26 protein-coding genes are annotated in these 21,145 nt (G+C 57.8%); 23 read left to right on the top strand and 3 right to left on the bottom strand.

Going from position 1 to position 21,145, the window contains the following annotated elements; all coding sequences use genetic code 11:
• Positions 1 to 60 precede the first annotated feature (60 nt).
• The 8 genes from I4V53_RS09455 (at position 61) to hflX (ending at position 5,648) form a co-directional block, all read left to right on the top strand.
• Positions 61 to 588, top strand: coding sequence for a LysM peptidoglycan-binding domain-containing protein (locus I4V53_RS09455; RefSeq protein WP_195985452.1), 528 nt, complete (start codon positions 61 to 63; stop codon positions 586 to 588).
• Positions 582 to 1,517 (top strand): hypothetical protein, encoded by a 936-nt coding sequence (locus tag I4V53_RS09450; RefSeq protein ID WP_195985451.1) that lies wholly within the window; start codon positions 582 to 584, stop codon positions 1,515 to 1,517. The genes I4V53_RS09455 and I4V53_RS09450 overlap by 7 nt, the downstream gene beginning before the upstream one ends.
• Entirely contained in the window at positions 1,504 to 1,842 is a 339-nt protein-coding gene (locus I4V53_RS09445) for a hypothetical protein (protein ID WP_195985450.1), read from the top strand. Before I4V53_RS09450 ends, I4V53_RS09445 begins: the two co-directional genes overlap by 14 nt.
• Positions 1,842 to 2,180: a GPW/gp25 family protein gene (locus I4V53_RS09440; RefSeq protein ID WP_195985449.1), complete on the top strand. Its 339-nt coding sequence runs from the start codon at positions 1,842 to 1,844 to the stop codon at positions 2,178 to 2,180. The genes I4V53_RS09445 and I4V53_RS09440 overlap by 1 nt, the downstream gene beginning before the upstream one ends.
• Positions 2,180 to 3,250, top strand: a complete 1,071-nt coding sequence (locus tag I4V53_RS09435; protein ID WP_195985448.1) for a baseplate J/gp47 family protein — start codon at positions 2,180 to 2,182, stop codon at positions 3,248 to 3,250. The genes I4V53_RS09440 and I4V53_RS09435 overlap by 1 nt, the downstream gene beginning before the upstream one ends.
• The gene (locus I4V53_RS09430) at positions 3,247 to 3,828 is read left to right on the top strand and encodes a hypothetical protein (protein WP_195985447.1); all 582 of its coding nucleotides are present in this window, start codon (positions 3,247 to 3,249) and stop codon (positions 3,826 to 3,828) included. Before I4V53_RS09435 ends, I4V53_RS09430 begins: the two co-directional genes overlap by 4 nt.
• Before the next feature lie 22 nt (positions 3,829 to 3,850).
• Entirely contained in the window at positions 3,851 to 4,318 is a 468-nt protein-coding gene (locus tag I4V53_RS09425) for a hypothetical protein (protein WP_195985446.1), read from the top strand.
• Between the two features lie 79 nt (positions 4,319 to 4,397).
• A complete protein-coding gene (gene hflX, locus I4V53_RS09420; RefSeq protein WP_195985445.1) occupies positions 4,398 to 5,648 on the top strand; it encodes a GTPase HflX in 1,251 nt (416 codons plus the stop codon).
• A gap of 54 nt (positions 5,649 to 5,702) precedes the next feature.
• Here hflX and I4V53_RS09415 read toward each other — a convergent pair whose 3' ends face one another.
• Complete coding sequence (locus tag I4V53_RS09415; RefSeq protein WP_195985444.1) at positions 5,703 to 6,212, bottom strand: flavin reductase family protein; 510 nt, start codon at positions 6,210 to 6,212, stop codon at positions 5,703 to 5,705.
• Between the two features lie 195 nt (positions 6,213 to 6,407).
• Between I4V53_RS09415 and I4V53_RS09410 the strand changes: the two genes are divergently transcribed.
• The 3 genes from I4V53_RS09410 to I4V53_RS09400 all read left to right on the top strand — a co-directional run bounded on the left by I4V53_RS09410 (position 6,408) and on the right by I4V53_RS09400 (position 8,945).
• Entirely contained in the window at positions 6,408 to 6,929 is a 522-nt protein-coding gene (locus tag I4V53_RS09410; RefSeq protein WP_195985443.1) for a hypothetical protein, read from the top strand.
• 19 nt (positions 6,930 to 6,948) lie between these two features.
• The gene (locus I4V53_RS09405) at positions 6,949 to 7,521 is read left to right on the top strand and encodes a hypothetical protein (RefSeq protein ID WP_195985442.1); all 573 of its coding nucleotides are present in this window, start codon (positions 6,949 to 6,951) and stop codon (positions 7,519 to 7,521) included.
• Positions 7,522 to 7,694: 173 nt separating this feature from the next.
• A complete protein-coding gene (locus I4V53_RS09400) occupies positions 7,695 to 8,945 on the top strand; it encodes an argininosuccinate synthase (protein ID WP_195985441.1) in 1,251 nt (416 codons plus the stop codon).
• A 1-nt stretch (position 8,946) separates the two neighbouring features.
• Here the strand turns inward: I4V53_RS09400 and I4V53_RS09395 are convergent, their stop codons facing one another.
• Complete coding sequence (locus I4V53_RS09395) at positions 8,947 to 9,168, bottom strand: helix-turn-helix domain-containing protein (RefSeq protein ID WP_195985440.1); 222 nt, start codon at positions 9,166 to 9,168, stop codon at positions 8,947 to 8,949.
• A gap of 206 nt (positions 9,169 to 9,374) precedes the next feature.
• Between I4V53_RS09395 and argH the strand changes: the two genes are divergently transcribed.
• The 10 genes from argH (at position 9,375) to I4V53_RS09345 (ending at position 19,852) form a co-directional block, all read left to right on the top strand.
• Positions 9,375 to 10,784 carry an argininosuccinate lyase gene (argH, locus tag I4V53_RS09390; protein WP_195985439.1) on the top strand — a complete coding sequence of 470 codons (1,410 nt, stop codon included), beginning with the start codon at positions 9,375 to 9,377 and terminating at the stop codon, positions 10,782 to 10,784.
• Positions 10,781 to 11,050, top strand: a complete 270-nt coding sequence (locus tag I4V53_RS09385) for a YoaK family protein (RefSeq protein ID WP_195985438.1) — start codon at positions 10,781 to 10,783, stop codon at positions 11,048 to 11,050. Before argH ends, I4V53_RS09385 begins: the two co-directional genes overlap by 4 nt.
• Before the next feature lie 11 nt (positions 11,051 to 11,061).
• Positions 11,062 to 12,099 (top strand): N-acetyl-gamma-glutamyl-phosphate reductase, encoded by a 1,038-nt coding sequence (gene argC, locus I4V53_RS09380; RefSeq protein ID WP_195985437.1) that lies wholly within the window; start codon positions 11,062 to 11,064, stop codon positions 12,097 to 12,099.
• 32 nt (positions 12,100 to 12,131) lie between these two features.
• Positions 12,132 to 13,352, top strand: a complete 1,221-nt coding sequence (argJ, locus tag I4V53_RS09375; RefSeq protein ID WP_195985436.1) for a bifunctional glutamate N-acetyltransferase/amino-acid acetyltransferase ArgJ — start codon at positions 12,132 to 12,134, stop codon at positions 13,350 to 13,352.
• Positions 13,353 to 13,584: 232 nt separating this feature from the next.
• Complete coding sequence (gene argB / locus I4V53_RS09370; protein WP_195985435.1) at positions 13,585 to 14,445, top strand: acetylglutamate kinase; 861 nt, start codon at positions 13,585 to 13,587, stop codon at positions 14,443 to 14,445.
• Between the two features lie 35 nt (positions 14,446 to 14,480).
• Entirely contained in the window at positions 14,481 to 14,804 is a 324-nt protein-coding gene (locus I4V53_RS09365) for an MGMT family protein (protein ID WP_195985434.1), read from the top strand.
• A 19-nt stretch (positions 14,805 to 14,823) separates the two neighbouring features.
• Positions 14,824 to 15,999, top strand: a complete 1,176-nt coding sequence (locus I4V53_RS09360) for an aspartate aminotransferase family protein (RefSeq protein ID WP_195985433.1) — start codon at positions 14,824 to 14,826, stop codon at positions 15,997 to 15,999.
• A gap of 48 nt (positions 16,000 to 16,047) precedes the next feature.
• Positions 16,048 to 16,956, top strand: coding sequence for an ornithine carbamoyltransferase (gene argF, locus I4V53_RS09355; protein ID WP_195985432.1), 909 nt, complete (start codon positions 16,048 to 16,050; stop codon positions 16,954 to 16,956).
• Positions 16,957 to 17,123: 167 nt separating this feature from the next.
• Positions 17,124 to 17,876 carry a hypothetical protein gene (locus tag I4V53_RS09350; RefSeq protein ID WP_195985431.1) on the top strand — a complete coding sequence of 251 codons (753 nt, stop codon included), beginning with the start codon at positions 17,124 to 17,126 and terminating at the stop codon, positions 17,874 to 17,876.
• Between the two features lie 248 nt (positions 17,877 to 18,124).
• The gene (locus tag I4V53_RS09345; RefSeq protein ID WP_195985430.1) at positions 18,125 to 19,852 is read left to right on the top strand and encodes an FUSC family protein; all 1,728 of its coding nucleotides are present in this window, start codon (positions 18,125 to 18,127) and stop codon (positions 19,850 to 19,852) included.
• Between the two features lie 35 nt (positions 19,853 to 19,887).
• Here the strand turns inward: I4V53_RS09345 and I4V53_RS09340 are convergent, their stop codons facing one another.
• The gene (locus I4V53_RS09340; protein WP_195985429.1) at positions 19,888 to 20,052 is read right to left on the bottom strand and encodes a hypothetical protein; all 165 of its coding nucleotides are present in this window, start codon (positions 20,050 to 20,052) and stop codon (positions 19,888 to 19,890) included.
• A gap of 292 nt (positions 20,053 to 20,344) precedes the next feature.
• Between I4V53_RS09340 and I4V53_RS09335 the strand changes: the two genes are divergently transcribed.
• Positions 20,345 to 20,632 (top strand): type II toxin-antitoxin system RelB/DinJ family antitoxin, encoded by a 288-nt coding sequence (locus tag I4V53_RS09335; RefSeq protein WP_195985428.1) that lies wholly within the window; start codon positions 20,345 to 20,347, stop codon positions 20,630 to 20,632.
• Complete coding sequence (locus tag I4V53_RS09330; protein ID WP_195985427.1) at positions 20,616 to 20,891, top strand: type II toxin-antitoxin system YafQ family toxin; 276 nt, start codon at positions 20,616 to 20,618, stop codon at positions 20,889 to 20,891. The genes I4V53_RS09335 and I4V53_RS09330 overlap by 17 nt, the downstream gene beginning before the upstream one ends.
• Positions 20,892 to 21,145 lie beyond the last annotated feature (254 nt).

The raw sequence follows: 21,145 nt of genomic DNA, 5'->3' as shown, positions 1-21,145 counted from the left end.
TTCCGAACAATTGGAACGCGATGTGCGGCGGTATCCGAGGGAACTGGAGGAAGAAAAAACATGAGCGTCAGCGGGCAGGCTTTGCGCTTTAAGGACTATATTTGGAAGAGCAATCCGGAGACCCTTCGGCTGGAATACGAGCGGAATATCAAACGGCTGCCGATGCCGTACGCGGGCGAGAGCTTACAGGACTATGGGAGTCGCAGGCGCACGGTAACCGGCAAGGGCGTCTTTTGGGGAAAGGACTGCACGGCATCGTTCGACCGTCTGGCGGCCGTGTTCCGGGAGGGCGGCGGAATGCTGTGCGTTCCCGGAACTGCGCCGTTCCGCGCGGTGTTTGCTTCCCTGCAGATGCTGGGAGAAGCGCGGCCAAACGCGGTTTCCTATAGCTTCCTGTTTGTGGAGGATGAGAGGGAAGCGCAGGCGGACGGCGTTTTGCAGGAAAAAAGCTATGTGTGCGCGGGCGGGGAGACGCTGTGGGAGCTGGCAAACCGGTTTTCTACCACGGTGGAAGATCTGCTGGCGCGCAATCCGCAGGTGATGTGGCCAAACGGGCTGCCGGAGGGAATGGAGGTGGCGCTGTGCTGAACTGTGTGGGAATCACGCCGGACGGTGTGGCGCTGCCGCTTCCCGCGCCGGTTTCTCTCCGCCTGCAGCGGGAGGAAGAGGCTCCGGCCGACGGCTTGGAGGTGTTTTTCCCTGCGGAGGGGGAATGGGAGACGTTGGCGGGGGTCCGCTGTTACGATGGACAAAACCAGATGGTGTTCGACGGAATCGTCGACGAACAAATTTGGAAGGTTGCGGGCGCCGGCGCGACCCGGCAGGTCATCGCCCGCAGCCGTGCGGCGCTGCTGCTGGATAACGAAGCGCTGCCGCAGACGTATTATATGCCGTCGCTGAAATTACTGTTCGAACGTCATGCCGCTCCTTATGGATTTTCCGGCTATGTGGGCCGGGACGAGGTGTTCGGCGGCGCGTACACGGTGGAAAAAGGCGTCAGCGAATGGCAGGCGCTGCGGGGGTTCTGCCGGCAGTTCCTGCATGTGGAGCCGGTGCTCCGCGGGGACCGGCTGGATGCCTCTGGAGAGGGACAGGCCGGATCGGTGCGGTTTTCCAATCGAGACGGCGTGCCGTTTACGGAGCTGGAACTGCGATGGAACGATTACGAGCGGATTTCCGAAGCGCGTCTGCGCGCGGGCGAATCCGGCGATTATAATATGGTGCTGCGGGACGGCGAGGCGGTTGCGCGCGGTGTGCAGCGCAGGCGTTTTTTGAGTGCGGCAGATGCGGAACAGGCGCGCCGGCTTTTGGATCGGGCGCGTCGGAAAGCGTTTGCGGTACGTGTTGTCTGTCCGGGCCTGGTGGAAGTTCCGCTTGGAACGGAAGCATCTGTTGAGTTGGACGTCGACCGGCATGCGGGTTTACAGGTCGCCGCGTGGACGTACCGGTTGACGGCGTCGGGAGAAACAACGGGCATGACGTTACGGGAAAGGGGAACAGCGGATGTGGTTATCTGAAAAAATGGCGGAGCAGACGCAAAAGCAGCCTGCGGCGGATTTGGCCACGGTGACAGGCGGTTCCGCCGCCCAGGGCCGCAGCGAATACCGGGACTTTTCATTGATCGCGCCGTGGGGCGTTGCGTACCGGCCGCCGGACGCGGCACGGGCGGTACTGGTGGAGAGTACAAAGGGGATGGTCTGCGCGGGCGCGGTCGTGGACGATACGGAGCTGGAGCCGGGGGAACTGCTGCTGTTCTCCGAGGGCGGCGCGTGTATCTATCTGAAAAACAGCGGCGAGGTGGTCATTAACGGTCAGACCTTTGCGGCGAAGGGGGCGGAATAATGGATACGGCATTGGAAAACGGCGATTTTGCAGTGGGCGCGAATGGGTTCCCGAAGCGGATTGACGGGGTGGACGAGCTTTTGCAGCGGGCGAAAATTTGCCTGCGCGTGCCGCTGGGGCAGTTCCCGTACCTGCCGGAGCTGGGGAGCCGTCTGCATACCCTCCGTGCGGGAGACGATGGCAACGACGCGCTGGCGCTGACCATGGCGCAGGAGGCGCTGAAACGATTGCCGCAATTGCGTGTGGAACAGGCCGTGTGCAGTGCGGAGGAGCCGCTGGCGGTGTCCGTTGCGCTCGCGTGGCCGGGCGGCGAATCAGTGGTGGAGGTGCAGCTTTAATGGATACATACGAGACAATTTTATCCCGCATGCAGGACCGGTTTTCAGCGCTGGCGGGCTATTCGGCGGACGACGCCTCGGATATTGGAATCCGCATGCGGGTTTTGGCAGGGGAGGTGTATTCCCTGACGGCGGCGGTGGAATGGCTCAAACGCCAGACCTTTGCGCAGACCGCGCAGGGGGAAGAACTGGACCTGCGGGCGGCGGAGCGCGGCTTGACCCGCAAGCCCGCGCAGATTGCGTCCGGAAGCCTGACATTCCGGCGGGAAAAACCGCTCTGGTACAACGCGACGATTGAACAGGGAACCGTGTGCGCGACAGCGGGGCAGGTGCGGTTTGTGACGACGGAACAGGCTGTGCTGAAAACCGGACAGACGGAGATAACCGTTCCGGCCCGTGCGGAGACAGGCGGCAGAAGCGGCAACGCGGCGGCAGGAATGGTAACGGTGCTGGTTACGCCGCCGCCGAGCCTGGAATCTGTAACGAATTTGCAGGCCTTTACAGGGGGACAGGACGCGGAGACCGACACGGAATTGCGGAAACGCCTGCTGCGCTGTTACGCGGATCTTCCCAATGGGACGAACGCCGCTTTTTACCGGGAACAGGCGATGAAAACGGACGGCGTCTTTTCCGCAGGCGTGGTCCCTCAGGAAAACGGAGCGGGAACGGTGAGCGTCTATCTGGGCGCGCAGGGCGCGGCGGCGGATGCGGAGACGGTGCGGCTGGTACAGGAGCGGATCGACGCGCTGCGGGAAATTGGCGTGAAAGTCCGCGTCGCTGCGGCGCAGACGGTCTCCTGCAACGTTTCCGTCCGGATTTTGCAGAAGGAGGGCGTCGCCTATGAAACAGCGGAGGCCGCGGTAAAAGAGGCGGCAAAAGACTATTTTAACGGCCTGGGCGTTGGGGACGGCGTGCTGACGGCGGCGCTGGGCGCGCATCTCTTTGACACAGGCGTGCTGAGAAACTATCTTTTTTTGAGTAACTCTACGTTGGACCGACCGATGAAGAACGACCAGCTTGCGGTATTGGGGACGGTCAGCGTGCAGGCCTGGGGAGGGTCCGGCGCATGAATACGCTGAACAGCATGAAAAAAGCGCTACGCGCCACCGGCCTCTATGCGCTGACCGGGGAGACGCTGGCGGACCGGGAACTGGACGCCTACGCCGCCGGGCTCGATGTACTGGCGGAGCAGATTGAAGCGCTGCGGGCGGAAAGCTTTGTCCCGACGGCGGACCGGGAGGGACTGATGCAGCGGGAAGCGCAGTTCGGCCTTTCTCCGGCGGGAAAAACGGTGCAGGAGCGGCGGGACGCTCTACTGCTGTACGGCGCGGTCACCTCCAACAGCAATACGCCCGCTTTTTATGACGCGTTTTTTACGTCGCTTGGGTTGTCCATGGAACTGGTGGAGGATGCGGAACCGCGCATTTATTGGAACGACCGCTCGGAACAGGGCGAACCGGCGGAGCGGATGGCGCGTGCGCGGCGCATACAAAATTTTTTGCCCGCGCATCTGCCCGCCATTTTGGATTTTCGAACAATTTTTTGGAATACTATTGACCGAGCCGAACGGACTTTTCAGGAGATGGACGCGGCCGGGATGGACTGGGATGCAGTCGACCGGTATCAAGGCCTGCTGTTAAAGTTCTGATGGACGGTGGAAAGGAATCAATATGCCTACCAATCAAAAGACAAGCCTGGGCCTGAACCGCTGGCAGGGGACGGACAAGCCGATGCGCAGCGACTTTGTTGCGGATAACGACACGCTGGACGCGCTGCTGACCGAGCATTTTGCCGACGCGGAGAAGCATTTGACCGGCGCCGACCGCCTGATCCTGGATGGGCCGGTCGTGGGAACGTATGCGGGCAACGGCGCCGCAAGCAGGACCGTGACGCTCGCGTTTCCTCCGAAGGCCGTGCTGGTTTTCATGGCGGACGCGCCGGTGCAGGGATACGACAGCAGCCGGCAGTGCCGGCTGGAAAACGTGGGCTTTGCCACACAGGAAGGCGGCACGCGGACGCTGGCGCTGGAAGGGGCGGCGATGACCGTCCGCCAGGCGCAGGGAACGCCCGCGGCGGACGGGACGGCGGAAAATCTGAACCGTACGGCGGCGCGGTACCTCTATTTGGCGTTCCGTTAAACAGAAGAATTGACATTCTTTTGCCGCTTGTTGTAGAATAGGAGAAATAGCAGGGAGATTCTGGGAAGGGGTTGCATGGTTGGAACTGACAGATAACGAAAAGAGGCCGGAACGCGCCTTACTGGTGGCGGTGGATACCGGGGAATATGACGCGGAGGCTTCTTTGGCGGAGCTCTATGAGCTGGTGCGCAGTGCGGGCGCCGAGCCCGTGGGCGCGATGACGCAGAAGCGCCCCTCGCCGGATACAGCGACCTGTGTGGGGTCCGGTATGATGGAGGAGATCGCCTCCTTCTGCAAAAACTATGAAATGGATCTGCTGGTGTTTGACTGCGAGCTTTCGCCGACGCAGATCCGGAACATTGAGAACATCAGCGACGTGCGGACCATCGACCGCACGATGTTGATTTTGGATATATTCGCCGCGCGGGCCAAAAGCAGTGAAGGCAAGCTGCAGGTGGAGCTGGCGCAGCTGAAATATATGCTGCCGCGTCTGAGCGGCAAGGGCGTGGCGCTTTCCCGTTTGGGCGGCGGCATCGGCACGCGCGGCCCGGGAGAAAGCAAGCTGGAAACCGACCGCCGGCACATCCGCCGGAAGATTTCCAACCTGAAGGCGCAGCTGGAAGAAGTGGAGAAACGGCGCGGGCAGATCACCCGCCGCAGGCAGAAGGACGGTGTGATCACGGTGGCGCTGGTGGGTTACACCAACGCGGGAAAAAGCACGCTGATGAACGCGCTGACACAGGCGGGCGTGCTGGCAAAGGACATGCTGTTTGCCACGCTGGACCCGACCGCCCGCGCGCTGAAACTGCCGAACGGGACCACCGTGATGCTGATTGATACCGTCGGACTGGTGCGGCGGCTTCCCCACCATCTGGTGGACGCGTTCCGCTCCACGCTGGAACAGGCGGCTCTGGCCGACATCATCCTGAACGTGTGCGATGCGTCCAGCCAGGAAGCACAGGTGCATCTGGACGTCACGCGCAGCCTGCTGGTGGAGCTCGGCTGCGGTGGCAGGCCGGTCATCCCGGTGCTGAACAAATGCGATCTGGTGCCTTCGCTGCACGACCTGCCGATGATCGGCAACGCGGTGCGTATCAGCGCGAAGACCGGACGGGGATTGAACGCGCTGCTGGACGCCATCGAGGAGAACCTGCCGGTCAAGACGACGACGGTCCATTTGCTGCTTCCGTTCGCCCAGAGCGGGCTGGCGGCGCGGCTGCGCAAGGACGGCAGCGTGTTGGAAGAGGAGTACACGGGAGAAGGGTTGCGTCTGACCGCGCAGGTCAATCCGGTGCTGCTCGACCTGGTGAAAGAATACGTGGTGTTTTAAAAGAAAAGGCTCTATCGTATGGATTTCCATACGATAGAGCCTTTTGCCGTGCGTTTATTCTTTGACCAGCACCTTGACGATGTCCCCGATAAACATCTGGTGGTAGTCTTTGCCGGGATAGCAGTCCGTGTCCACAGTTGGGTCGATAAAGCCCGCGGGGTCAATGGCCTGTTTGTGCATCTTGCGGCAGATGAAAACCATTTTTGCCTCTGCGAAATACGGCGCCGCCTCGTCAAAGACGGGCGTCAGGCCGGTTTCGCTGGCCTTGTCGCAGTCGCGCCCGGAATGGCTGCCGCAGAAGGAGAGCGCCTTGCGGTAGCTTTCATCGAAGAAACAGAGAGAATAGCAGTCCTCCCGGTCGACAAATTCCATTGTGTAGCGCTGCGGGCGGATAAAGACGAAGGATACGTATTTCTTCCAAAGCTCGCCCAGACCGCCCCAGCTGGCCGTCATGGTGTTATATGCTTGCGCGCTGCCCGCGGTGACGAGCATCCATTCCTTGTCGATCAGGGTAAAGGGATTAAATTGCAGGTCTTTGATTTCTACCGGTTGAAAACCGTTCATAAAACCGCCTCCGATTGTAAAAGATTGGGATATATCCCCATTATAGCACGCGTGACAAGCCGTAGGAACCGGAATTTTGGGGATTGCGGCTTGTTTTTGTTTTGCGCGGTTGTTATAATGCAAGAAGAACATCTGCCGGCATGCAGCCGGTGGACAATGCAGATTTATTAAAATATGATACGAGGAGTTGTCTTTATGAAAAAAATGATCGCCATGGGTTTGGCGCTGTGTCTGGTCCTCACAGGCTGCGCCGGAGGACAGTCGTTCAATTCCACTTCGGATTCCTATAAGATCGGCAGCGGCGGAGAGGGCGTCTACAACGACGACGCCAAAATCGCTTCGGATCAGGACGATTTCAGCGCGACAAAGCTCAAAATGGACGGCAAGGCGGACAAGGATACCAGCAAGGTGACGATGAGCTTCGATGCGTTTAATGGCAAGCAGCAGCTTTTTGAAATGGAAGTCGCCGAGTGGGAGGACCATACGGTATCCTACCGCATGAAGGCGGGCGAGGGCAGCATGAAGCTGATGCTGGTGCTGGAGGGCCAGGCATTCCCGATCGCGGAGACGGAGGGGACGGAGGAGCTCAACAGCGAGATTCCCTGTGCGTTCGGCGAGGGGACAAGCCGCCTGCTCCTGGTGTGCGACCAGGCGAAGAACGGCGAGGCGGAAATCTCCATCGACCGCGGGAACAGCCTGGCGGTAGAAATGTCTTAAACAGGCCGGAGGAAGAAATATGAAACGAATTGCCGCGGCCGCATTAGCGGTCTGCCTGCTTCTGAGCGGATGCGCCGTTTCCGCGTTGGACAGCGTGTGGGAAACTGCGTTCAGCGACCTGGGCCCGGATTTTCACGGCAGCTATGCCAACTTCCGTATGGCGGGAGGCGCGGGAAAAGGCGTATACGACGACGATGAAAAAATATGCAGCTGGTTTGAAAGCGTATCCGTCAAAGAGATGAAGGCACAGCCGAAAGAAGAATCGGATTCGACTGCGGTAGAGATCAGCTTTGACAAGTTCCATGGGAAGCAGCAGTATTTCTATATGGATTTGACGGAGGAACAGGAAACCCAAATCGGGTATGATATGCAGATTGAAGAAGGCAGGCTCAAGCTGGTGCTGGTGCATGGCGCCGATGAGCTGCAGACGATTGCCGAGATTGAAGCAGGGGACGAAGCAGAGGAAACAATTGACCTTTCTCTGGAAGAAGGCGAATACCGCCTGCTGCTGGTTGGGGACGAAGCCTTAAACGGCAGCGCGGAACTTACCCTGAATATACCGGGCAGCTACAATGAGGGAATGGGGCTGTAAATCCGCCTGCCTGCCGTCTTTTGGAAAAACTGTGAACATCATACAAGGTTCGGGAGCGCGAAGGCTGTCAATTTATGGAATAGGGATAACGTGAATATTTATACATAAAATACTTGATTTTTTGCATAAACAGCGTATAATAAAACACAACAACAATAACGGGGGCAATGAAAATGACAAATCAGACTGCAAATAAAGACAACATTAAAAAAGTGGTTCTGGCATATTCCGGCGGGTTGGATACCTCCATCATCATTCCGTGGCTGAAGGAAAATTACAACAACTGTGAAGTCATTGCGGTTGCCGCAGATGTTGGGCAGGGCAGCGAGCTGACCGGCCTGGAAGAGAAGGCCAAGAAGACGGGCGCTTCCAAGCTGTATATCGCAGACCTGAAAAAACAGTTTGTCGAAGATTACATCTTCCCGACCATCAAGGCGGGCGCGGTGTATGAAAATAAATACCTGCTGGGCACCTCCTTCGCGCGTCCGATCATCGCGAAGAGACTGGTGGAGATTGCGGAGGCCGAGGGCGCGGATGCGATCTGCCACGGCTGCACCGGCAAGGGCAACGATCAGGTGCGTTTTGAACTGACCATCAAGGCGTTTGCGCCGGAGATGAAGATCATCGCGCCGTGGAGAATCTGGGACATCAAGTCCCGTGAAGAGGAGATTGAGTACGCGGAGGCGCACAATATCCCGCTGAAAATCACCAGAGAGACCAACTATTCCAAGGATAAGAACCTGTGGCATCTGTCCCATGAGGGCCTCGATCTGGAGGATCCGGCGAACGAGCCGCAGTACAATAAAGAAGGCTTCCTGGAGCTGGGCGTATCCCCGGAGCAGGCGCCCGACCAGCCCACCTATGTCACCATCGGCTTTGAAAAGGGCGTTCCGGTCACTGTGGACGGCCAGAAGCTCTGCGCGGTGGATCTGGTTGCCAAGCTGAACCAGCTCGGCGGCGAAAACGGCATCGGCCTCGCGGATATCGTGGAAAACCGTCTGGTGGGCATGAAGTCCCGCGGCGTGTACGAAACCCCCGGCGGCGCGATCCTCTACCACGCCCACAACAAGCTGGAGGAAATCTGCCTGGATAAGGCGACCTACCATTACAAGCAGAGCATTGCGATCAAGTTTGCCGATCTGGTATACGACGGCGAGTGGTTCACCCCCCTGCGCGAGGCGCTCTCCGCATTTGTGGACAGCACGCAGGAGACCGTGACGGGCGAAGTCAAATTGAAGCTCTACAAGGGCAATATCATCGACGCGGGCGTTACTTCCCCGTACACCCTGTACAACCCGGACATGGCGACGTTTGACGAAGACGACTGCTATGACCAGACCGATTCCGCCGGATTCATCAACCTGTTTGGCCTGCCGATCAAGGTGCGCGCAATGGCGAAGAAGAACTGGCCGGCCGGCAAGTAATTTATTTGCGTCTGTACGGCCTAGGATCGTCTGTCAGGCCGAGCAGATAATCGACACTGGTGTTGTATAGCTTCGCCAGATGGATCAGGATTTCCGGAGACATGGCGTTGACCCCGTTTTCATAGGCGCCGTAGGTGCGCCGGTTGATAAACAGCAGGTCGGCGACCTGCTGCTGGGTCCAGTCATGGTCTTCCCGCAGCACGCGGATTCGTTCATAACGCATTTGTTTCACCTCGGTAAAAGTGATAGATGCCAGAATTTCTGCCATTGGCTCTTGGCATAAATTCTGGCTCTGTGTTTATTTTTGGAGAACAGCGGCCAAAACGGCGGATATGCCGCTTTTTTGTCGGTGGGAATCGTGCTATACTGAGTATACCATTTTTTGAGGGCGGCGGCCCCACTACATAAGAATCGGGAGTGTATGGACGCATGAAGCTTTGGACAGGACGGTTCCACAAGGAGCTTGACAAAAAGACAAATGATTTTAATTCCTCCATTCCGTTCGACAGCCGCATGGCGCGGGAGGACATCGAGGGCAGCATTGCCCACGCCACCATGCTGGGCGCATGCGGCGTGATCGCGCAGAGCGAGGCGGACTGCATCTGCGCGGAACTGGATAAGATTCTGGCGGACATTGAGTCGGGGGCGCTTCCCATCGACATGGAGGCCGAAGACATCCACACCTTTGTGGAGGGCGAGCTGACCGCGCGCGTCGGCGACGCGGGCAAGCGGCTGCACACGGCCCGCAGCCGCAACGACCAGGTGGCGCTGGACGACCGCCTGTACCTGCGGGGACAGTGCGGGATGTTGTATGAGCAGCTGCATGAGCTGGTGGTGGTTCTCTGCAACAAGGCGCTGGAATATGCGGGCGCGGTCATGCCGGGATACACCCATTTGCAGCGCGCGCAGCCGATTACCTTTGGCCACCACCTGATGGCGTACGCAGAGATGTTCCAGCGCGACCTGGCCCGCCTGACGGACGCGGTCAGGCGCATGAATATTTGTCCGCTGGGTTCCGGCGCGCTGGCGGGAACCACGTATCCGCTGGACCGCTCCATGACGGCAAAGCTGCTGGGCTTTGACGACTATACGCACAACAGCCTGGACGGCGTATCCGACCGCGATTTCTGTATGGAAATCGCCTCCGCGATCGCCATCGCGATGGTGCACCTCTCCCGTTTTTCGGAGGAAATCATCCTCTGGTGCTCCTGGGAATTCAAGTTTATTGAGCTGGACGACGCGTTTTCCACCGGCTCCAGCATCATGCCGCAGAAGAAGAACCCGGATATTGCGGAGCTGGTGCGCGGCAAGACCGGACGTGTGATCGGCGACCTGACCACGCTGCTGGCGATGATGAAAAGCCTGCCCCTTGCGTACAACAAGGATATGCAGGAGGACAAGGAAGCCGTGTTCGACGCGGTGGATACGTTACATATGTGCCTGACGGCCTTTGTGCCGATGGTGGACACCATGAAGGTTCTGCCGGACAACATGCGGCGGGCCGCGGCGAAGGGCTTTATCAATGCGACGGACTGCGCGGATTATCTGGTGGGCAAGGGTCTGCCGTTCCGCGACGCCTATAAAGCGACGGGCGCTATCGTTGCCCACTGCATCAAGAACGATCAGACGCTGGAGACGCTCCCGCTGGAAGTTTACCGGGAATTCCACGAGCTGTTCGGCGAGGATGTGTATCAGGCGATCTCGTTGGATGTCTGCGTCAACGGACGCAAGGTGGCGGGCGGACCGGCGCCGGAGAACGTGAAGCGCGAGGCGGAACGCGTTCTGGGCCTGATGCAGGCGGCAAGGTGGCCGTACGCGGAGGAGCGTGAGCGATCATGAGCCAAAAGAAAGAAATCGGCCTGAAAAAGATGAACAAATTGCGCGACATGAAACCCGTGGAGCCGCAGAAGGGATACTTCTGGATGGTGGTCTGTATCCTTCTCGGCTTTGTGGTGGGCGCGCTGATCGAACAGTATATTATGGGCCCGGTCGTCGGTCTGTGCGTGGGCGTGCTGATCGACGAGGGCGTTTATAAAGTGCGTATGAAGCGGTTTACAGCGAAGGGCGGCGTCCCTTCCGTGCCGCCGAAGCAGGATCAAAAATGAGGGTGAATGATATGACAGTCAAAGCGGGCGTTGTAGGCGCCACAGGATATGCGGGCGCGGAGCTGGTGCGGCTGCTGGCCGGCCATCCGCAGGCGGAGCTAGCTGCGATCAGCTCGGTCAGCTTTACCGGGCAGAAGCTCAGCGAGGTGTATCCCGCCTATTATCACATCTGTGATAAGGCGTGCGGCACACAGGAAGAGGTTGTGGAACAAAGCGACGTGGTTTTTGCGGCGCTGCCCCACGGCCTTTCGCAGGAGATGGCGAAGACCTGTTACGACGCGGGAAAGGTGTTTATCGACCTGGGCGCGGATTTCCGCCTGGAGAGCGAGGACGATTACAAGGCCTGGTACGGCGGGGAATATGTCCACAAGGAGCTGCACGACATGGCGGTCTATGCCCTGCCGGAGCTGTTCCGGGAAAACATACGGGGGAAGAAGCTGATTGCCAATCCTGGCTGCTACACCACGGCGGTGCCGCTGGCGCTGGCCCCGGCGCTGAAAAACGGTTTGATTGAGCCGGAGGGAATCATTGCGGACTGCAAATCCGGCGTGACGGGCGCGGGCCGCAAGCCCACGCAGAACACGCATTATCCCGAGCTGAACGAGGGTTTCTCCGCGTATAAAGTGGCGGCGCACCGCCATACGCCGGAGATGGAGCAGAGCCTTTCCCATGTGGCGGGCCAGCCGGTGCATCTGACCTTTGTGCCGCATCTGCTGCCGGTCAACCGGGGCATTCTGGCAACCTGCTATGCAAAACTGTGTTGCGATGCGCCGCTGGAAGAAATCCGGCGGGTATATGAGGCGCAGTATCAAAACGAACCGTTTATCCGCCTGCTGCCGGAGGGCCGCGTGGCGGACATCAAAAATGTGCGGTACTCCAACTACTGCGATATTTCCCTGCACATGGATCCGCGCACCCATACCTTCATTGCCATTTCGGCCATTGACAACATGGTCAAGGGCGCGGCCGGGCAGGCCATCCAGAACATGAACCTTGCGTTCGGGCTGGAGGAGACCGCCGGGCTGCTGCTGACGCCGCCGGCCTTTTAAAGAGCGGCAATCCATTTTTAGGAGCGATTGATATGAGCTATGTTTCCATAGAAGGCGGTGTGACCGCCGCACAGGGGTTTCTGGCCTCCGGCCTGTATTGCGGCATCCGCAAGAATAAAAGCAAGCCGGATCTGGCGCTGATTTATTCCCGCTTCCCGTGTTCTGCGGCGGCGGTTTATACACAGAATCTGGTCAAGGGCGCGCCGATCCAGGTGACACGCCGCAACATTGCGGACGGCATGGCGCAGGCGGTCATCTGCAATTCCGGCAACGCCAACACCTGCAACGCGGACGGCGAGGAAAAGGCGCAGCTGATGTGCGAAGCTGCGGCAAAGGAATTGAACCTGCAGCCCGGCGACGTCGTGGTCGCATCCACGGGCGTCATCGGGCAGATCCTGCCGATCGAACCGATTCAGGAAGCGGCCCCCGCGCTGGCGCGGGCGCTTTCCGAGACCGGTTCCTCCGATGCGGCGCAGGCGATCATGACCACGGATACCGTTCGGAAGGAAGTGGCGGTCGAGGTCGAAATCGGTGGAAAAACGGTCCGCATGGGCGGCATCGCAAAGGGTTCCGGGATGATTCACCCCAATATGGCGACGATGCTCTGTTTTCTGACAACGGATGCAAAGATCGCTCCGGCGGTACTTGACAAGGCGCTGCGCGAAGCGGTAAAGGACAGCTTTAACATGGTCAGCATTGACGGGGACACCTCCACCAACGATATGACGGCGATTCTGGCGAACGGCGCGGCGGGCAACGAGCCGATCGAAGAAAACACGGAAGCGTACGAAGCCTTTACCGGCGCGCTGAAAGCGCTTTGCATCCGGCTGGCCCGCATGGTGGCGAAGGATGGCGAAGGCGCGACGAAGCTGCTGGTTTGCAATGTGACCGGCGCAGCCAGTGAGGACGCGGCACGTAAAATCGGCAAAAGCGTGATCTGCTCCAGCCTGCTCAAGGCGGCGATGTTCGGCGCGGACGCCAACTGGGGCCGCGTGCTCTGCGCCATCGGCTATGCCGGTACGGATACAGATATTCATGCGGTCGACGTCGGATTCGCTTCCGAGGCGGGCAGCATTGAGGTCTGTAAAAACGGCGCGGGAATTCCGTTCAGCGAGGAAGAAGCGAAAAAAATCCTCAGCGCAGATGAAATCAATATCAACGTCACCCTGCACGACGGTGCGGAACAGGCGTCCGCTTTTGGCTGCGATCTCACCTACGACTACGTCAAAATCAATGGCGACTACCGCACTTGAGCAGGCTGAGCCTGCATGCACGGCCCGCCCTTTACTCTTATTCAGTGATGAAATGCGCAGAGGCGGGACGGAAAGAGCAAATACCTGGTCAGGCTGAGCCTGCACACACGGCCCGCCCTTTATTTACTTCGATGATAAAGCGTGCAGGGGCGGGACGAAAAGGGCAAATACCTGTTTTGGCGGGTTTATGAATGCAGATAGATCAAGTACCATCCTTAAAGGAGTGCCGAACATGAAGATTTCAAATGCCGACAGGGCCAGAGTGCTGGTACAGGCGCTGCCGTACATACAAAAATACGCGGGAAAGACCGTCGTTGTCAAATACGGCGGCAACGCGATGATTAACAAAGACCTGAAGGACGCCGTGATGAGCGACATTGTGCTGATGCAGCTGGTCGGCATCAATGTGGTGCTGGTGCACGGCGGCGGGCCGGAAATCAGCGCTATGCTGAAAAAGGTCGGCAAGGTCAGCGAGTTTGTCGGCGGCATGCGCGTGACGGACGAAGAGACCATCGACATCGTGCAGATGGTGCTGGCGGGCAAGGTGAATAAAGACCTGGTGCAGCTCCTGGAGCGGCACGGCGGCCAGGCGGTCGGCCTGTGCGGCTTGGACGGCGGCATGCTGACGGCGGAAAAACTCCGCTCCAGCGAGGGCGATCTCGGCTATGTGGGCCGCATCACGGAGGTCAACACCGATATCATCATGAACGCGGCGAAAAACGGCTACGTGCCGATCATCTCCACCGTGGCGGCGGGCGAAAACGGCGAAGTATTCAACATCAACGCCGACATTGCGGCGGCGCGCATCGCGGCAAAGCTCGACGCGATCAAGCTGATCCTGATGACGGACATCCGCGGCCTGCTGCGCGACAAGGACGACGAAGACACCCTGATTCCCGTGGTCAATGTCAGCGAGGTGCCCAGCCTGAAAAACCAGGGCATCATCGGCGGCGGCATGATCCCGAAGATCGACTGCTGTGTGGAGGCCGTCCGGCGCGGTGTAAGCCGCGCGCACATTCTGGATGGGCGCATCCCGCATTCCATTCTGATCGAGCTGTTCTCCGATGAGGGCGTCGGAACGATGCTGTACTGATAACAAATGACTTTTGAAATAGATAGGACTGGCAAATGAACTTTAATCAACGCGTATACGAAATTGTGCGGCGTGTCCCTCGGGGGCAGGTAATCTCCTACGGGCAGGTTGCCTTCCTGGCCGGCAGCCCCAGGGGCGCGAGGGCTGTCGGCTGGGCGCTGCACCATAATCCTTACCCGTGGGTCATGGGCGGGGAAAACCCTGTCCCATGCCACCGCGTGGTGAACCGGGAGGGGCGGCTGGCGCCGGAATTCGCATTTGGCGGGCCGGAAGAGCAGCGCAGGCTGCTGGAAGGCGAAGGCGTGGAGGTCGGCGACGACGGCTGCGTCGATATGAAGCGATATGGCGTCAAATTTTAAGCAGATAGAAGGAATCGACATGCATTTTGATACGGTCAAACAGCAGGAGCAAACCTATGTCATGCCCACCTACGGCAGGTTTCCGGCGGCGCTGGTCAGCGGCAAAGGGGCCACGGCGGTGGACACGGAAGGAAAAACCTATATTGACTTTACCGCGGGCATCGGCGTCAACGCGCTCGGCTACTGCGACCCGGATTGGACAAAAGCGGTGGCGGAGCAGGCGGCGGCGCTCCAGCATATCTCCAACCTGTATTACAGCCCGGTGATGACGCAGCTTGCGGAACGGCTCTGCACGGCGTCCGGGTTTTCCAAGGTGTTCTTTGGCAATTCCGGCGCGGAGGCCAACGAGTGCGCCATCAAGCTGGCGCGCAAATACGGCACGCAGGCGCATGGGGAAACTTGCAACCAGATCGTTACCCTGAACAATTCGTTTCACGGGCGCACCGTAACCACGCTGGCGGCGACGGGGCAGGACGCGTTCCATCAGCATTTTACCCCGTTCACGGAGGGTTTCTCCTACGCGGACGCCAATATGGAGAGCGTCCGCGCAAAGGCGGATGCAAACACCTGCGCGGTGCTGATCGAGCTGGTTCAGGGCGAAGGCGGCGTCTGCCCGCTGGAACCGGCGTTTGTGCAGGAGCTGGCGGCGTTTTGCAGGGAACGCGATGTTCTGCTGATGGTCGACGAGGTACAGACGGGCATCGGCCGCACGGGCAAACTGTTCTGCTTTGCGCATTACAATATCCAGCCGGACGTCGTCACCAGCGCGAAAGGTCTGGGCGGCGGGCTGCCGATCGGCGCGTGCCTGTGCACGGAGCGGCTGGGCAATGTGATGGACGCGGGCATGCACGGTTCCACCTTCGGCGGCAACCCGGTGGTGTGCGCCGGCGCGCTGGCGGTGCTGGACAAAGTGCTGCAACCAGGTTTTCTGGAGGACGTGGCGGAAAAGGGCGCGTACCTGCGCGGGAAACTGGAAGCAATGGACGCGATTGAAGAGGTGCGCGGCATGGGCCTGATGCTGGGCGCCGTTTTGAAAAAAGATAACGCCAGGGCGGTCGCGGCGGCCTGCGTGCCGAACGGCCTGCTGGTGCTCACCGCGAAGACGCTGCTGCGGTTCCTGCCGCCGCTGACCATCACCAAAGAGGAAATCGATCAGGGCCTTGCAATTTTGCAGAGGACCATTTCTGAACTATAAAAAACCTGTAATAGAAAGCCAAACGGCGAAAATGGGAGGACATCACCAATGAAACACCTGTTAAAAATGCTCGACCTTACCACGGAGGACATCACCAGCATCCTGAACCTCGCGGACCAGCTCAAATACGAGCAGAAGCACGGCATTGAGCACCGCCATCTCGCGGGCAAGACCCTGGGCATGATTTTTGAAAAGGCTTCCACGCGTACCCGCGTTTCGTTTGAAGTCGGCATGTACCAGTTGGGCGGACTGCCGCTGTTCCTCTCCTCAAACGACCTGCAGATCGGCCGCGGCGAGCCGGTGGAAGACACCGCGCGCGTGCTGTCCCGCTATCTGGACGGCATCATGATCCGCACCTTCAAGCAGTCCGAGGTGGATGCGCTGGCGCAGAACGGCACCATCCCGATCATCAACGGCCTGACCGATTTTGCCCATCCCTGCCAGGTGCTGGCGGACCTGATGACCATCCGTGAGAAGAAGGGCAGTTTGGACGGACTCAAGATGTGCTTCATCGGCGACGGAAACAATATGATGAACTCCCTGATCGTCGGCTGCCTCAAGATGAAGATGGAAGTCGCGGTCGCCTGCCCGAACGACTACAAGCCCAGCGCGGCGGTCCTCGACTTTGCGGTGCAGCATCCGGCGTTCAGCATTACGAACGACCCGAAGGAAGCGGCGCGCGGCGCGGACGTCGTGATCACGGACGTGTGGGCTTCCATGGGCCAGGAGGAAGAGGCGCAGAAGCGCCGCGCAGCCTTCCAGGGCTTCCAGATCAACGACGAAATCATGTCCGTTGCAAAGCCGGACGCGATGGTGCAACACTGCCTGCCCGCGCACCGCGGCGAAGAGATCACCGCGGAGGTTTTTGAAAAGCATTCGGCGGAAATCTTTGACGAGGCGGAAAACCGCCTGCACGCGCAGAAGGCCGTTCTGGTCAAGCTGCTGGGCAGAAAATAATAGAAAGTCGTGGCTGTGTCACTTTGCACGGTTTGCGCAAAATGAGAGCAGGATAAGCGTGATTCCCCCCGCCGCAGGCGGGGGGAATTGTTGGATTCAGCCGGTTTTGTGACTTCCGTCCATGGTGATGCAACCCCTTCTCAGTACAGCAGAAAGGGGCGAAAAAAGTGAAAAAGATCGTATTGGCATGGATCATGGCCGCCTGTATGGCGGGACTTCTGGCGGGATGCGTATGGACGGTCAATCAGGTTCCCAAAGGGCCGCCGCCCAGCCAGGATGTGGAGAGCTCCAGCTCTGAAGAAGCGCCCGCTTCTTCAGAAGAAAGCGCCGTCCCGGAGGAAACGTCTTCTTCTCCGGAGGAGGCCGCCGCGGAGGGCGCCGCCGCCGACCGGCTGATTCCCGAACCGGAGCTCAGCGAGGGCCTGACCTTGCCGGATTTTTTGAACGGCGACCAGCAGCTTCTGTACAAGGCGGCGTACCGCATGTATTGCCACTTCTCCATGACCAGCGGTTTTGAGCCGGATATGGAGGTCGAGGGCATAGAGGACGGAAACGGTCGAACCTATTATCCGGACCGGGGCTTTGACAGTTATGCCGATTACCGCAAAGCGATGGAAAGCGTTTTTACGGTGGAGTACACCGATTTTCTGAATGAATCGGAATGCTACATTGACGACGGGACAGGCGGCCTGCTGACCGCACCCGGCGACCGCGGCGCAAACATCACCTATAAGGGAACGACGTTTGAGCTTGTCAAACAGAATGAAAACGAGATTGAATTCAATCTGATCGGCCATTATAACGACGCCCTGCCGAAAAGCAGCGGCGACCCGGCTAACGATACCACAGTGCCGTTTGCCGTCAAAATGGTGAAAACGGAAAACGGCTGGCGGTTTGACAGCTTTGCAATTCCCTATTGACCGGAAATCAGGAACCTGTGTCACGACGCATTTTTAAGGATAGCAGAATAAAAGAGATTCCCCCGTCTGCGGTGAGGGAATCTCTTTTATTCTGCCAATTATCATTCCGGTTCTTTTACCAGCGCTGAAAGCATTTTCTATGAAATCCGGCTGTTCATAAAAAGTTTACAAAATCTGTGCGGCAGAGACGTTATTGAACCGATGTCCGGCAAAGTGGTATGATAGATCCAGAAAGGAGCAATCGGTTCATGGAAAAAGTTAACAGCCTCTTTGAAAAAGTCCGGGCGAGCGTGAAAAAGAACTTCCGCTTTGCTACCTTGGACTTTCTTTTTATTATTGCGTTTGTCAATGTGTTTCAGGCCGTATTCGGCGCGGAGAACTCCATTGTCGGCGTGATTTTTACCATTATGATGGCGTCTTCCATGGTGCGCGACATGACGGCGGCGCCGCTGCGGCATCTGTGCATGCAGGCGCTGGTGTTGGTGCTGATGGCGGTGGCGGCCTGTTTTGTGGCGACGCTCAGCCCGGTTCCCGCATTGCTGGTTAATTTTGCCGCCGTCTTTGTGATCCTGTATGTATTTACCTATGAACATGCCAGCCATATGTATTTCCCGTATATCCTGTCCTATCTGTTCCTGGTATTTATTTCTCCCATCACGCCGGAACAGCTTCCCAAACGCGTGCTGGGCATGCTGGTTGGCGCGGTCTGCATCATTCTGTACCAATTTGTGATGGGCCGGAAGCGGGTGGTGGAGACCACACGGGACGCACTTTCCGCCATCCTTGCGGAGGCCAGGCAATGTATCGAATGTCTGTTGGACGGGAAGGGAAACCCCGACGATCCGCAGACGGTGCGTGAAAACCTCTACAAGCTCAGCCGCATGGTATACGAGCGCCGGAGAAAGCCGCTCTGCGTCTCGGACGCGAGCTTTGCAATGATCGATTCCGGGCGCGGCCTGGAATATCTGATTTTACAGCTCTACGATCTGGAAGGACCCGTCACGCCGGAGCGCGCGAAGCTGTTGCACTGGGTTCTGGAACAATTAAACGCGTTTGAAGCGTTTGTGCAGAAGAAGCAAAAGGCGCTGGAGCCGTTTGCAATCCCGGAAGACGATCCGGCGGCGGACGGACTCTGCGACAGCGTGGAATATATCCGTTCCCGCCTGCTGCACATGACGGACCCGGAGAAAAGGACTTTTTACCGCCCGACCGCCCTTTCCCTTTCCGTGCGGATCAAGGCCGCGCTGGACGTCAGCCCGGTGCGTCTGATCTATGCGCTGCGCGTGGCGGTCCTTCTGGCGGCGGCAACCCTGTTGGTGCAGGCGTTTTCCCTTCCGCACGGCAAGTGGCTGCTGTTCACCATCGCTTCCGTTTCCCTGCCCTATGCGGACGACGTGGGGCGGAAGGCAAAAAAGCGATTGATCGCGACGGCGGTTGGCGGCGTTGCGTCTGTGGCGCTCTATGCGCTGATCCCCTCCATGGCGGGCCGGACGGCGGTCATGATGCTTTCCGGATACCTGTCCTTCTATTTTTCGGACTACACGGGTACCTACGCCTGTTCCACTGTCGGCGCGCTGGGCGGCGCGGTTCTGATGAACAGCTTTGGCTGGGCGGAGGTTGGGTCCATGCTTGCCGTTCGGCTGGGCTATATCCTGCTCGGCGTTGTCGTGGCCATGGTCTTCAACTGCCTGGTCTTTCCGTTTAGCCGCAGGCTTGCCACGCGCCAGCTCTGGACCAAATACGCCCGCACAACGGAACTGCTCACTGAGGTTTGCCGGCAGGAAAACGCGGACCCGCAGATCTATTACAGTCTGGTGATCCAGACCTATCTGCTGGAAGAGAAGCTCTGCCAGAATGCGAAGGACGCCAATTGGGAGGGGCTTGCCGGCCTGCTCAAAAAGTGCCGGGCCGAGGTGCGCCGCGCGCACGCCGGGAACCGTATCACGGAGCGCGCTATGGCTCCGGCGGCCAATTAAATGGGAACAGGAAAGGGGCGGCGCCCTTTTCCTGATTAAGCGTTTTTAGCTTCAATCGCGCCATGCTCTTTTTCAAATTGTTTTATGTACATGTTAATAAGCCATTGCAGTTCTTGTGTTGCAGACCGCTTATTGTATTTGGCAATACAGCGCAGCTTTTTTAATGGCTCCTCCTCAATACGCAGGGAAAAATGCTTCATTTTTTTAATCCTCTTTATTAAAGTCTGATGCAATTAAATGATAGTGGTAAAGTAGTTGCAAAAGCGGATGTAAGGGTATTTCCTTTATTATTAGATAAGTAAAATAGACACAATAATCCCTTTTAGTACAGTGACACCTTTGTTTTTGCTCTTGGTCATCATTGAATGGGAGGGATCAGCCTGTCTGGCATTTGTGTTTATCACTGAAACAAATCGTCTTATTGCTTTTTGTTGACAAATGCATTTGATTGTAATATAATTATATTACAATCAAATGCAAGGAGGCTTAGTAATGGCTCAAAATGCGCTTATTCAGGTGCGTGTCGACGATTCCATAAAAAAAGACGCTGACGCTTTATTTTCCGATCTGGGCTTTGATACTCCAACAGCTATCCGTATCTTTTTGAAACAGGCGATTAAGCGAAACGGCTTACCCTTTGATGTTGTCCAGCCCGTACCCAATGCTGAAACAATAGCTGCAATGGAAGAAGCAGACCGCATCAGCCGCGACCCCTCTACAAAACGCTATAGCAACTTCTCTGAACTCTTAGAGGAGGTTGAGAATGAAGTATGCACTTGAGACAACCGGACGCTTTAAAAGGGATTTGAAACTGGCAATAAAGCGTGGATATAATATGGCATTGCTTCAAACAGTCATTGATCTACTATGCGCTGGCACGCCATTGGCGGAAAAGTACAAAGACCATGCTCTTACAGGAAACTGGATCAACTACAGGGAATGTCACGTTACCCCCGATTGGGTGCTCATCTACAAAGTGGAAAATGACATTCTAGTCTTGACGCTAACCCGCACTGGCTCTCATAGCGATTTGTTCTGAATTTTTGTATAGCCTGTTTCCGCTTCTGATATCTCCCCGTGGAGTTCGGTCACCATTTTGTCACCAATTCGGATTTTACACTAGCCGCCGGAAACGAAATGGGAGTCCGCAAACCTAGTGTTCATGCGGATTCCCGGCGTTTTATGGTATGTAAATCGCGCGGGGAGACGCACATAAAATACTGTTTTCAAGATTTCTTAATATACCGAGAAAAAACATTTAGCAGAGTTAACAGAAGGAGGCGGCGCACAAGC

This window comes from Clostridium sp. D33t1_170424_F3 (assembly GCF_015667585.1).
Taxonomy (GTDB): domain Bacteria; phylum Bacillota; class Clostridia; order Oscillospirales; family Acutalibacteraceae; genus Anaeromassilibacillus.
The sequence above is the reverse complement of the archived record's forward strand: the minus strand, read 5'-3'. Positions and strand labels throughout refer to the sequence as shown.